Source organism: Candidatus Omnitrophota bacterium (genome assembly GCA_025453395.1).
Classification (GTDB): Bacteria; Omnitrophota; Gorgyraeia; order Gygaellales; family Profunditerraquicolaceae; genus JAlOQK01.
Genome location: JALOQK010000002.1, coordinates 107,807 through 121,498 on the forward strand (window position 1 = coordinate 107,807; position 13,692 = coordinate 121,498).

At 45.8% G+C, this 13,692-nt stretch carries 10 protein-coding genes; all 10 read left to right on the top strand.

Annotated elements, in window-relative coordinates; translation table 11 throughout:
* The first annotated feature begins 47 nt into the window (after window positions 1-47).
* Complete coding sequence (gene rpoB / locus MUF05_01700; GenBank protein ID MCU0665794.1) at window positions 48-3,452, top strand: DNA-directed RNA polymerase subunit beta; 3,405 nt, start codon at window positions 48-50, stop codon at window positions 3,450-3,452.
* Window positions 3,453-7,502 carry a DNA-directed RNA polymerase subunit beta' gene (gene rpoC, locus MUF05_01705; protein MCU0665795.1) on the top strand — a complete coding sequence of 1,350 codons (4,050 nt, stop codon included), beginning with the start codon at window positions 3,453-3,455 and terminating at the stop codon, window positions 7,500-7,502.
* Window positions 7,503-7,506: 4 nt separating this feature from the next.
* Complete coding sequence (gene rpsL / locus MUF05_01710) at window positions 7,507-7,905, top strand: 30S ribosomal protein S12 (GenBank protein MCU0665796.1); 399 nt, start codon at window positions 7,507-7,509, stop codon at window positions 7,903-7,905.
* A 19-nt stretch (window positions 7,906-7,924) separates the two neighbouring features.
* Window positions 7,925-8,395, top strand: coding sequence for a 30S ribosomal protein S7 (gene rpsG / locus MUF05_01715; protein MCU0665797.1), 471 nt, complete (start codon window positions 7,925-7,927; stop codon window positions 8,393-8,395).
* A 95-nt stretch (window positions 8,396-8,490) separates the two neighbouring features.
* Window positions 8,491-10,584 (top strand): elongation factor G, encoded by a 2,094-nt coding sequence (gene fusA, locus MUF05_01720; GenBank protein MCU0665798.1) that lies wholly within the window; start codon window positions 8,491-8,493, stop codon window positions 10,582-10,584.
* A 45-nt stretch (window positions 10,585-10,629) separates the two neighbouring features.
* Complete coding sequence (gene tuf / locus MUF05_01725) at window positions 10,630-11,832, top strand: elongation factor Tu (protein MCU0665799.1); 1,203 nt, start codon at window positions 10,630-10,632, stop codon at window positions 11,830-11,832.
* 4 nt (window positions 11,833-11,836) lie between these two features.
* A complete protein-coding gene (rpsJ, locus tag MUF05_01730; protein ID MCU0665800.1) occupies window positions 11,837-12,139 on the top strand; it encodes a 30S ribosomal protein S10 in 303 nt (100 codons plus the stop codon).
* A 12-nt stretch (window positions 12,140-12,151) separates the two neighbouring features.
* On the top strand, window positions 12,152-12,775 hold the full coding sequence (gene rplC, locus MUF05_01735; protein MCU0665801.1) for a 50S ribosomal protein L3: 624 nt from the start codon (window positions 12,152-12,154) through the stop codon (window positions 12,773-12,775).
* Window positions 12,775-13,413: a 50S ribosomal protein L4 gene (gene rplD / locus MUF05_01740; GenBank protein ID MCU0665802.1), complete on the top strand. Its 639-nt coding sequence runs from the start codon at window positions 12,775-12,777 to the stop codon at window positions 13,411-13,413. Before rplC ends, rplD begins: the two co-directional genes overlap by 1 nt.
* Window positions 13,410-13,691: a 50S ribosomal protein L23 gene (gene rplW, locus MUF05_01745; protein ID MCU0665803.1), complete on the top strand. Its 282-nt coding sequence runs from the start codon at window positions 13,410-13,412 to the stop codon at window positions 13,689-13,691. The genes rplD and rplW overlap by 4 nt, the downstream gene beginning before the upstream one ends.
* Window position 13,692: the final 1 nt, after the last annotated feature.

The following is a 13,692-nucleotide window of genomic DNA, read 5'->3' on the forward strand; positions in this document are numbered from 1 at the left end:
CTATTCTTTCATAGTTTTTCATTACAGGTTTCGCGGAGAAAATCAAAATGGTAAAACGTAAGAGCTTTGCAAGGCTTAAGCAAGTCCATGAACTGCCGCATCTTTTGGATATACAGACCGAGTCTTATCATGATTTCCTTCAGACGGATTTGCCTGTTGCCCAGAGGCAGCGTGTGGGGCTGCAGGAGGTATTTGAAGAGATTTTCCCTATTGAGAATAACGACCGTTCGGTAAAGATAGAATTCTTGAGTTATTCTTTGGGTAAACCTAAATATACGATTTCCGAATCCAAGAAGCGCTCTATTTCTTACGCCGCCGCTTTAAAAGTCAAGTTCAGGATCACCACCCCTATCGAAACTAAAGAGCAAGATGCCTATTTCGGGGAAATCCCCTTGATGACTGACACCGGCACCTTTATTATAAACGGCGACGAGCGCGTGGTAGTAAGCCAATTGCAGCGTTCTCCGGGAGTTTCTTTTGAGGAAGAGGACCACCCCACAGGCAAGAAAATATTTTACGGCAGGATCATCCCTTACCGCGGGGCATGGCTTGAGTTTAAATACGACCTTTCGGAAAACATCCTGGCTTACGTTGACAGGCGCAGGAACTTCCCCGCAACTCAAATATTAAGGATCTTAGGCTTCTCTACCGATCAGGACATCCAGAGGGTTTTTAGCAAAGACTACCCGGAAATCTCCAACACCTTAAAAAAAGACACCACTAAAAATAAAGAAGAAGCGTACTTAGATTTTTACCGCAAGATGCGCCCGACTGAACCGGTGACCAAAGAGGCGGCAGAGAATTTATTTTACAGGCTGTTTTTTGATCCGGCAAGATATGATTTAGAGAGAGTCGGAAGATTTATCTTAAACAGAAAACTTGATTTAAATGTATCGCTTGAAAAAAGAATCCTTGATTCAGAGACCGTGATAAGAGTTATTGAGTATCTTATCCGCCTGAAAGACGGGACAGGCAAGATCGACGATATTGACCATTTAGGCAACCGCCGTATCAAAAGCGTTGGAGAACTTGTCCAGAATCAAATGCGTATTGGTTTGGCCAGAGTTGAGCGTTCTATCCGCGAGAGGTTAAGCCTGGTCAGTGATTTTACTAATTTAAGCGTGCATTATCTTATCAATTCAAAACTTCTCTCCAATTCTATCCGCGATTTCTTTGCCAGAAGCCAACTTTCGCAATTTATGGACCAAGTTAATCCTTTGGCCGAGATGACCCACAAGCGGCGTTTAAGCGCGTTAGGCCCTGGAGGGCTTTCTCGCGAAAGAGCGGGTTTTGAAGTAAGGGATATCCACCCCTCGCATTATGGAAGGATTTGCCCTATTGAAACCCCGGAAGGCCCGAATATCGGCTTGATCGCCTCTTTAAGCACCTTCGCGCGCGTAAATAAACTGGGGCTGATTGAAACTCCTTATCGCAAGGTTGAAGACGGAAGAGTTACTAAAAAGATTGAGTATTTAACCGCTGACGTTGAAGAAGGAAAGATCGTGGCCCAGGCGAATATGCCTTTGAATGATGACGGGACTTTTGCCGAAAAAGAAGTATCCTGCCGCTTTAAAGGTGATTTTCCCAAGGTCGCTCCCAAGCAGGTAGAGTATATGGATGTGTCTCCTAAGCAGCTTGTCTCAGTAGCCGCGTCTTTGATTCCTTTCTTGGAGCATGATGACGCTAACCGCGCATTGATGGGCTCAAACATGCAGCGCCAGGCAGTGCCTTTGATGATCCCGGAAGCCCCGGTTGTGGGTACCGGCATGGAAGCAAAAGTTGCCAAAGACACAGGGGTAGTTGTAGTCGCTGAAGATTCCGGAAAAGTTACTGCGGTTGATGTTGCCTCTATTACCGTGGGTAAGAAAACATACCATATGAAGAAGTTCCAGCGCACCAACGCTGATACTTGTTTGAATCAGCGTCCGATAGTTAAGCTGGGCGAATATGTAGAAAAGGGGCAGGTCATCGCCGACGGCTCAAGCACTAAAAATGGAGAATTGGCCTTAGGAAGAAATGTCTTATGCGCTTTTATGCCCTGGCGCGGGTATAATTTTGAAGACGCCATTCTTTTAAGCGATAAATTAGTCAGGGAAGATGTTTTTACTTCCATTCATATTGAAGAGTTTGAGATTGAGGCTACGGAAACGCGTTTAGGCAATGAAGAAATCACCCGCGATATTCCCAATGTCAGCGAAGACTCTTTAAAGAATCTTGACGAAACCGGGATCATCCGCATTGGAGCGGAAGTCACCCCAGGGGATATCCTGGTAGGCAAAGTCACTCCCAAAACTGAATCTGAGCTTTCTCCTGAAGAGCGCCTGTTAAGGGCTATTTTCGGGGAAAAAGCCGGGGATGTGCGCGATACATCTTTGACTGTGCCTCCGGGAGTTGAAGGCGTAGTTGTGGATGTGCATGTTTTTCAGCGTAAAGACCGCGGCCGGAAATCCAAAGAAGAAAAATCCAAAGAGCTTGTCAAGATCCGCGAACTAAAAGTTTACTATAAACAGGAAATAGAGTTTATGGAGACGGAAAAGATCGCCCGCTTAGCGCAGGTTTTAGGGGTAGATAAGAAAAAAGTTGAGAAGCTGGATATAAGTGATAATGAAGAGGCGCGCATTGTGGCGGCTTCTTTTGATGAGCAGATCCAGGAATTAATATTAGAGCAGCAGCAGGAAATTGAAAAAGTCCGTCGCGGCGATGAGCTGCCTCCGGGAGTTTTAAAAAGGGTGGTAGTTTATATCGCTACCAAGCGCAAGGTTTCCGAAGGCGATAAGCTTGCCGGACGCCACGGAAATAAAGGTGTCGTGGCAAGGATACTGCCTGAAGAGGATATGCCTTTTATGCCGGATGGCACCCCTGTGGAAGTAGTGCTTAATCCACTGGGCGTTCCTTCGCGTATGAACGTGGGGCAGATATTAGAAACACATTTAGGCTGGGCCGCTAAGATGTTAGGCCTTAATATTGAAAGCCACGTTTTTGATGGGGCAAGCGAGGAAGAAATAAAAGAGATGCTCAAAAAAGCCAATCTTCCCGAAGACGGAAAAATTACTCTTACCGATGGTTTTACCGGGAACAAATTTGACCAGAAAGTTACCGTCGGCTACATCTATATAATGAAACTTATCCACCTAGTTGACGAGAAGATACACGCCCGTTCCATCGGGCCGTATTCATTGGTCACTCAGCAGCCGCTTGGCGGCAAGGCGCAATTCGGCGGACAGCGCTTAGGGGAAATGGAAGTTTGGGCATTAGAAGCCTACGGAGCGGCTTTCACCCTGCAGGAGATGTTGACTGTAAAAAGCGATGATGTTGCCGGGCGTACGCGTATTTATGAAGCCATAGTAAAAGGCGAACAGCGCTTAACCCACGGCACTCCGGAATCTTTCAATGTTTTGATAAAAGAATTGCAAGGCTTGTGTCTTGATATCAAGACAGAAAAGGGCAAATAAATGGATGATATTAATTTCTTTGATAGTATTTCCGTTAAGATAGCTTCTCCCCAGACGATTAAATCCTGGACTAAGGGCGAGGTAAAAAAAGCCGAGACGATCAATTACCGCACGCTTAAGCCGGAAAAAGACGGGCTTTTCTGCGAAAAGATCTTTGGGCCTGTGCGCGACTGGGAATGTAACTGCGGCAGGTATAAAGGCATTAAATTTAAGGGTATCGCCTGTGACCGTTGCGCAGTTACAGTGGATCGTTCTTCAGTAAGAAGGGAACGCATGGGCCACATCGATCTGGCCGCTCCTGTCACGCATATTTGGTTTTTTAAGGCAGTGCCATCGCGCTTATCCGCCTTGACCGATATCGGATTAAGGGATCTGGAGAAGGTTATTTACTATGAAGAATACGTCGTGGTTGACCCCGGAACAAGCCCTTTAAAGAAAAATGAGCTTTTGACTGAAGAAGAATATCAAGAAGCGCTTGTTAAATACGGCGCGAATTTCAAAGCTAAAATAGGCGCTGAAGCCATCCGCGATATATTAAAAGACCTGGACATTGAAGCGCTCTGCCGTAATATCCGCCGTTCACTTGAGAAATCTAAAGAGGCGCTTTCCAATCGCAAGGGTTTAAAAACTTTAAGGATCTTAGAGGATTTTAAGAAATCCGGCAACCGTCCGGAATGGATGATCTTAGAGATCCTGCCGGTTATCCCGCCGGATCTTCGCCCGTTGGTTCCGTTAGACGGCGGAAGGTTTGCCACATCAGATTTGAATGATTTATACAGAAGGGTTATTAACCGTAATAACCGTTTGAAGAAACTTATAGAATTAAACGCTCCAGAGATCATTATCCGCAATGAGAAGCGCATGCTTCAGGAAGCGGTAGACGCGCTCTTGGATAACGGCAGGCACGGAAGGGCGGTAATGGGGGCGAATAACCGCCCGTTAAAGTCTTTGTCGGATATGTTAAAGGGCAAACAAGGCCGTTTCCGCCAGAACCTTTTAGGTAAGCGCGTGGATTATTCCGGTCGTTCAGTTATCGTCGTGGGCCCGGATTTGAAATTGCATCAGTGCGGGCTTCCCAAGCAGATGGCCTTGGAATTGTTTGAACCGTTTATTATCAAGAAATTAAGAGAAAAAGGGTTTGTTCATACTATTAAAGGCGCGCGCCGCATGGTTGAGCGCGGGAAGATTGAGGTTTGGGATATTTTAGATGAAGTTATCCGCGACCATCCGGTGCTTTTAAACCGTGCGCCTACACTGCACCGTTTGGGCATTCAGGCGTTTCAGCCGGTTTTAATTGAGGGAAAATCCATTAAGATACATCCCTTAGTTTGCACTGCTTTTAACGCGGACTTTGACGGCGACCAGATGGCGGTACACGTGCCGTTGTCTTTAGAATCGCAGATCGAGGCTAAGATCTTAATGCTTTCCATGAACAATATTTTCTCTCCTGCCGACGGCAGGCCTATTTTAAGCCCCACGCAGGATATCATCTTAGGGGTTGCGTATTTATCCAAGGAGAAGCCCGGAGCAAAAGGCGAAGGAAAGGTCTTTTCTAATCAGGATGAAGTCATTGTGGCTTACGATGATGCCGTAATCGAACTGCACGCTAGAATTAAATTAAGGGTTGAGTCTATATTTGATTTTGACGAAAAAACAGTTAAACACGCAAGGCAAATCGTTGAAACTACAACCGGCAAGGTGCTTTTTAACCAGATCATGCCCGAAGGTTTTGGTTTTATCAACCGCGAATTAAATAAAAAAAGAGTCGGAGAGATAGTGGCTTCCTGCTATAAGCGTTTCGGCCATGCCCGCACCATTCAGCTGCTGGACGATATCAAGAAAATGGGTTTTGATTATGCTACCGTCGGAGGAATTTCCATCGGGGTTGATGATATGACTATCCCGCTGGAGAAAAAAGAGGTCTTAAAAGAGGCGCGCGCGGAAGTCTCCAAGGTAGAGGATCAATATCGAAAAGGCATTATCACTGACAACGAAAGAAAAAGTAAGGTTATAGATATCTGGACGCATACCACCGATAAGATCTCGGATCTTTTATTCAAGGGCATGCATCCGTTTAACCCGATATTTATGATGGCCGATTCCGGGGCGCGCGGATCACGCCTTCAGGTCAGGCAGCTTGCCGGCATGCGCGGGCTTATGGCAAAGCCGTCAGGCGAGATTATTGAAAGCCCGATCACCGCTAATTTTCGTGAAGGCCTAACCGTGCTGGAATATTTTATTTCTACCCACGGCGCCAGAAAAGGCCTTGCCGATACCGCTTTGAAAACTGCTGATGCCGGTTACTTGACAAGAAGGCTTGTGGATGTGGCGCAGGAAGTTATTACCGTTGAAAAAGACTGCGGCACATTAAACGGGATTACTGTAGCGGCGATCATTGAAGGCGATGAAGTGGTGGTAAGCCTCAAAGACAGGATTGTTGGGCGCGTGGCGCTTGATAACGTGGTGGATATTATTACCGACCGGGTTATCGTGGAGCAGGGCGAAGAGATCACCGAAGAAAAAGCCGAGATGATCGAACAGCTGGGTATTGAAAAAATACGCATCAGAAGCGTTTTGACTTGTGAATCCGGACGCGGGGTTTGCACCAAGTGTTACGGCAGAAACCTTGCCACAGGAAGAATTGTGGAGTTAGGCGAGGCGGTTGGGGTTATTGCCGCGCAGAGTATCGGTGAACCCGGCACGCAGCTTACCATGAGGACCTTCCATATCGGGGGAACTGCTTCCAGGACCGTTGCCCAGTCATTTATTAAAAGCAAAAACGCAGGTGTGATTAAATACCATAGCTTAAGAGTCGCCAAGAAAGATAAAGACTACGTTGTCTTAAACAGGAACGGTTCAGTCAGCATTAATGATAAGCAGGGTAGAGAGCTGGAGCGTTATCCTGTTTTACAGGGCGCATTTTTGGCCTTTAATGAGGGCGATGAAATCAAGGAAGGCATTATTTTGGTGCGTTGGGATCCTTACACCTCTCCTATCTTGACTGAAGTCGCCGGTAAAGTTAAATACGAGGATATAAAGGAAAACGTTACTATCCGCGAGGAGTTAAATCCGGTAACTAAATTAAGCGAGCGCGTGGTTGTTGAGCATAAGCAGGAATTTCACCCGCAGATCATCATTACCGACGATAAACATGAAGTTTTAGGTATTTATCCTGTTCCGATAGGCGCGCATATTATTGTCAAAGACGGCCATCATGTGGCAGCCGGTGAGTTAATCGCTAAGATCCCCAGAAACGTGGTAAAGACCCGCGATATTACCGGCGGCCTTCCGCGCGTGGCGGAATTATTTGAAGCCCGCCGCCCCAAGGATCCGGCGATCATAAGCGAAATAGACGGTTTTGTGGAATTCGGAGAGACCAAAAAAGCGCAGCGGCTGATCATTGTGCGTTCCCAGACCGGAATGCAAAGAGAATATATTATCCCGCACGGGAAACATCCCAACGTTTATAAGGGGGACCGCGTTACCGCCGGGCAGCAGCTCACCGACGGTCCGGTAGTCTTGCAGGATATCTTAAAGGTCTGCGGTGATAAGGTGCTTCAGGAATATCTGGTCAACGAGGTCCAGGAAGTTTATCGTTTGCAAGGGGTCAATATCAACGATAAGCACATTGAAGTTATTATCCGCCAGATGTTGAAAAAGGTAAGAATTGAAGATTCCGGGGATACTGAATTCTTAGGCACCCAACAGGTAGATAAGTGGAAATTCCATAAGGAAAATGCCAGGGTGATAAAAAAGGATGGCAAGCCTGCTTTAGCCACACCGTTATTGCTTGGCATTACCAAAGCATCTTTGACTACCGAAAGCTTTATTTCCGCGGCAAGCTTCCAAGAGACCACTCGCGTTCTTACAGAAGCCGCCTCTTCAGGCAAGACAGATGAGTTGTTCGGCCTTAAAGAGAATGTTATCGTAGGCCACTTGATTCCGTCAGGCACCGGCTTTAAAGCCCATCGGGAAATTGAAATCTTGAAACTTGCTCAAGCTAAGGCGCAAGAAGAAAACACAAAAGAAACAGAAAAATCAAAGGAATAATGGCATGCCCACAATCTCGCAATTAATCAGGACTGGAAGGATTTCCAAGCGCAAGAAAACTAAATCACCGGCATTAAAGGCCTGTCCGCAGAGGCGGGGGGTTTGTCTTCAGGTGCGCACCATGACACCCAAGAAGCCTAACTCCGCGCTGCGTAAGATCGCCAGGGTGCGGCTTACTACCGGCATTGAAGTGACTTCTTATATTCCCGGTGAAGGGCACAATCTTCAGGAGCATTCTATCGTGCTTGTAAGAGGCGGCAGGGTAAAAGATCTGCCTGGGGTAAGGTATCATATTGTCCGCGGGACATTGGATTCAGTTGGTGTCAACCAAAGAAGGCAGTCGCGTTCAAAGTACGGTGCTAAAAGGCCTAAAGAAGCTGCTGCGCCACAAGCGAAAAAATAATAAGGAGTAATAAAAAGACATGAGAAGAAGAAAGGCACAAGAAAAACAGATCCTGGCGGACCCCAAATACAACAGCAAGATCATAGGTAAATTCATTAACATGATGATGCTCGACGGTAAGAAATCAACTGCTGAAAATATCATCTATGAGGCCTTTGAGATTGTGCAAAAACAGCTTAATGATACCGACGCGGTAAAGATTTTTTACAAGGCTATAGAGAATGCACGTCCCCGCCTTGAAGTTAAGCCCCGCCGAGTAGGGGGGGCTACTTATCAGGTGCCTATTGAAGTTAAGCAGGAAAGGGGCACTTCCATCGCCCTTCGTTGGATCAGGGATTTTGCCCGCAATAAAAAAGGCAAACCCATGCAGGAAAAATTAGCCGAAGAGATCATCGCTGCTTACAAGAACGAAGGCTCCTCAATCAAGAAGCGCGACGATACTCATAAAATGGCTGAATCCAACAAGGCCTTCGCGCATTTTAGATGGTAATTAATTTCTAATTAATATACGATTTTACTGGACAAATCGATATTTTTGTGTATAATATTTGTCTCTGCCATATAGGGCAGAGACACGGAGAAAAAATGGCACGCAAGGTCGCATTAGAAAAAATAAGGAACATCGGCATCATCGCCCATATTGACGCTGGTAAGACCACGACTACCGAGCGCATCCTTTTTTACACAGGGAAAAATTATAAGTTAGGCGAGGTTCACGACGGCACTGCTACTATGGACTGGATGGTTCAGGAGCAGGAGCGCGGTATTACTATTACCGCGGCGGCTACTACCTGCCAATGGAAAGATTGTTCTATTAATATTATAGATACTCCCGGCCACGTTGATTTTACGGTTGAGGTTGAGCGCTCTTTAAAGGTCTTAGACGGGGCGGTAGTTGTTTTCTGCGGCGTCGGCGGAGTTGAGCCGCAGTCCGAAACTGTTTGGAGACAAGCGGACCGTTATGGCGTTCCCAGGATTGCCTATGTAAATAAAATGGACAGGACCGGAAGCAATTTTTTTGAGGTTATTGATCAGATGCATAAGCGTTTAGGCGCTAACGCTGCGGCCATTCAGGTCCCGTATGGCGACCAGGAAAATTTTAAAGGCATTATTGATATTGTGGATGATAAATTGCATTTTTATAAAGATGATCTAGGCAAAGAGGTAGAAACCAAGCAGATCCCCGAAGAATTTAAAGCCGAAGTAGCAAAATACCGCGCGATTTTAATCGAGCGGCTTGCTGAAGCGGATGATGAGATACTTGATAAATTTCTGCACAATAAAGAAGTAACCAGAGAGGACCTGCATAAAAAAATCCGTGAAACCGTTGTTGCCAATAAATTTGTCCCGGTTCTATGCGGCTCATCTTTTAAGAATAAAGGCATTCAGTTTGTATTGGATGCGGTTTGCGATTATTTACCTTCCCCCAGCGATGTCCCCTCAATAAAAGGCACTAATCCCGAAACAGGCGAATTTGAAGAAATAGATACTTCTGACAAGGCTCCGTTTTGCGCGCTTTGTTTTAAGGTTGCTACCGACCCGTATGTGGGAAGGCTTAATTATGTCAGAGTTTATTCCGGGACCTTGAATCAGGGAATTTATATCCATAACGCCACTAAGCATGTGCGCGAAAGAGTGACTAAGCTGGTGCGGATGCACGCTAATCGCCAGGAAATCGTGGAGAGTATCTCTACCGGAGATATCGCTGCGGTAGTAGGTTTAAAAGAAACCAAAACCGGGGATACCATCTGCTCTGAAAATACCCATATCGTAATTGAAGCCATGCGTTTTCCGGAACCAGTTATCCAGCAGGCCATTGAAACCGCGAATAAAGATGACCAGGAAAAACTGGGGTTAGCGCTTCATAAGTTAGGCGATGAAGATCCATCCTTTAAGATCCATTACAATCATGAAACAGGCCAAACTATTATTTCCGGCATGGGCCAGCTTCATCTTGAAATTATTGTCGATAGGCTTTTAAGAGAATTTAATGTTCCGGTGCAGGTTGGTTTTCCTCAGGTTGCTTATCGGGAGACGATCACTAAGGCGGTTAACGCCACCGGCAAATTTATCCAGCAGTCCGGCGGCCGCGGCCAATACGGCCATGTAGTTATTGAGCTTGGCCCCCAAGAAACTCCCGGCACAGGGATTACTTTTGAAAATAAGATTAAGGGAGGGGCAATACCTCAAGAATTTATCCCCGCAGTTAAACAAGGCATTATGGAAACTTCTAAGAGCGGTGTTTTAGCAGGGTATCCGGTTACAGATATAAAAGTAGTTTTGGTGGACGGGTCATTCCACGATGTAGATTCTTCAGAAATGGCCTTTAAAATGGCCGCAGGGATAGCTCTTACTGACGGCATGCGAAAAGCTGGCGCGGTCCTGATGGAGCCGATCATGGATATGGAAGTTGTTACTCCAGAAGAATTCATGGGAGCGGTTATCGGAGACTTAAGCTCGCGCAGGGCGAAAATAAACGCGATCAATTCCCGCGCTAATGTGCGCGCGATAAGGGCGTTTATTCCGTTGGCGGAAATCTTTAATTACGCCACGGTTGTCCGTTCTATTACTCAAGGCAGAGCTTCCTATACAATGGAGCCCTCATATTATACCGAGGTGCCTTCACATATAGCGGAAAAGATTATCGCTGGGTTTGCTTCAGCAGGGACAAGAAAATAAAGGTTTTTAAAACAGGAATAATAAATTAAATAGGGAGGTGTACTAATGGCTAAGGAAAAATTTGTAAGGTCAAAGCCACACGTTAACATCGGCACCATCGGGCACATCGATCATGGTAAGACCACTTTGACGGCAGCGATCACGCACGTTTTAGCAAAGATGGGAAAAGCCCAGGAACGCCAGTATGCCGATATTGCCAAGGGCGGCACCGTAAGAGATGAAACAAAGGTTGTTACTATCTCTGTTGCCCACGTTGAATATGAAACTGACAACCGTCATTACGCGCATATTGACTGCCCCGGCCACGCTGATTACATCAAGAACATGATTACCGGCGCAGCCCAAATGGATGGCGCAATCTTAGTAGTTTCTGCTTCTGACGGCCCCATGCCTCAGACAAGAGAGCATATTCTTTTAGCGCGCCAGGTTAACGTTCCCAATATCGTAGTATTTTTAAATAAGGTTGACACGGTTTCCGATAAAGAATTAATTGATTTGGTTGAAATGGAAGTAAGAGACCTTTTGACCAAATATGGTTTCCCCGGGGATAAAACTCCCATCATCAAGGGAAGCGCCCTTAAGGCATTACAGGTAGCTGATGCCAACGCTCCGGAAGCTTCCTGTATCCATGAGCTGATGAAGGCATGCGATGAGTTTATTACGCTGCCTCCGCGCGAACTTGACAAGCCATTATTGATGGCGGTTGAGGACGTTTTCACTATTGAAGGCCGCGGGACAGTGGGAACTGGGAGGATTGAAAGAGGAAAAGTAAAAGTCAACGAGGAAGTTGAAATAGTGGGCTTGCGCCCGGAAGTAAAAAAGACAGTTGTTACCGGTATTGAAATGTTCCGCAAGCTTTTGGATGAGGGGCAAGCTGGAGACAACGTCGGGCTTTTATTAAGAGGCGTGGATAAAAATGATATTGAGCGCGGTATGGTCATCGCCGCTCCAAAATCAATTACTCCGCACACAAAGTTTAAAGCGCAGATATATATCTTAAGCAAAGAAGAGGGCGGAAGGCATACCCCATTCTTCGCGGGTTATCGTCCGCAGTTCTATTTCAGGACTACCGACGTTACCGGTTCAGTAAAATTACCTACGGGCACAGAAATGGTTATGCCCGGAGATAACGCGAATTTAGAAGTTGAATTAATCACGCCCATCGCCATGGAAAAAGAATCGCGTTTCGCTATCCGCGAAGGCGGCCATACAGTAGGCGCAGGGGTAGTCACCGAGATAATTGCATAAAAATATGTCACAGAAAATAAGAATCAAATTAAAAGCTTATGACCACCGCCTGTTAGACCAGGCAGTAACAGAGATTGTGGAAACCGTGAAAAGGAACGGGGCTATAATTTCCGGCCCCGTGCCTCTTCCCACAAAAAAGGAGATCTATACGGTATTACGCTCTCCGGTGATTGATAAGAAATCCCGGGAGCAGTTTGATTTGTCCGTGCACAAAAGGCTGATAGATATTTTTGAGCCTACCTCAAAAACTATCGATTCCTTGAGGAAACTGAATCTGCCTGCCGGAGTGGATGTAGAAATAAAATAACCCAAAACGATAATGAAAGCCTTGATAGGAAAGAAAATAGGGATGACGCATGTTTTTGACGCTAAAGGAGCGTTTGCCGCAGTTACCGCTTTAGAGGTGGGGCCGTGCTTTGTTTTAGCAGTCGGCGATAAAAATGTCCAGCTGGGTTTTGGGCAGGTTAAACAGAAGCACTTAAAGAAGCCGCAAGCAGGGATGTTCAAGAAGATAAATGTCAGCCCTTGTAAATTTATCCGCGAAGTGGAAAAAGAAGCGGGGCAGGAATATAAAATCGGCGATCAGGCTAAGGTGGATCTTTTTAAGGAAGGCGACTTTGTGGATGTGGCAGGGATTTCACTGGGCAAAGGTTTTCAGGGCGGCATGAAAAGATGGCATTGGCAAGGCGGCCCTAAGACGCACGGTTCAACATCGCATCGGCGTATCGGTTCAATTGGTTCAAGCACTACTCCCGGCAGAGTCTGGAAAGGGCATCATTTGCCCGGCCACATGGGAGCGGTCAGGGTTACTTCTGAGAATTTGAAGATTATCAAGGTGGACGCGGAAAAAAATATTATGCTGGTTAATGGTTCTGTGCCCGGCCACAAAGACAGCCTTATTGTGATAAGAAAAGCGAAAAAGAAAGTTCAAAAGGTTAAATAATGGAAGCTTTAAGTTTGCTTAATATTGAAGGAAAAGAAATAGATTCCATCAAGCTTGATAAAAGTGTCTTTGATGGCGTGGTTAATAAGGATGTCATTTATCAGGCAATGGTTGCCTATAGGGCTAATCAAAGAACAGGATTAGCCGCTACTAAAACCCGCGGTGAAGTTTCCGGAGGCGGTAAAAAGCCCTGGAAACAAAAGGGCACCGGGCGCGCCCGTCACGGTTCTACTCGTTCTCCGATATGGAGGCACGGCGGAGTTACTTTTGGGCCGCATCCGCGCGATTACAGCTATGTCTTGCCGCAGAAAATAAAAACCGCGGCTCTTAAATCCGCGCTTAATCTTAAGGTTCAGGAAAATAGCATTATTCTGTTAGACCAGGCCAAGCTGGCTAATCCTAAGACAAAACAGCTTTGCGGGATATTTGATAAACTAAAATTTGTGGATAAGAAAAATAAGAACCGTTTGTTTTTGATTGAGAAGATGGATAAAGATATTAAAGTTGCTTCCCGTAATATTCAGGGCCTGAACTTGTCTTTATCTTCAGATACGAATGCGTATGAAGTTTTAACTGCCCGTAAAATATTAATTACTAAGGCCGCGCTTGACGCGTTAGTGAAAAGATTGAAAAAATGAACTCATTTACCGTCATAAAAAGCTTAATCAGGACCGAGAAATCAACTTATCTTAACGAACCCCAAGGCAAGTACTTGTTTTTGGTGGATAAAACCGCCAACAAGATTCAGGTGAAACGCGCCGTGGAAGAGATTTATAAGGTAAAAGTAGTTTCGGTTAATACATCTATTGTTCCCGGCAAACAGAAACGCGTAAGATCTCAAATCGGCAAAACCCCGGATACGAAAAAGGCGATAGTCAGCCTTAAAGAGGGGCAAAAAATAGAAGAGAAGGCATAAA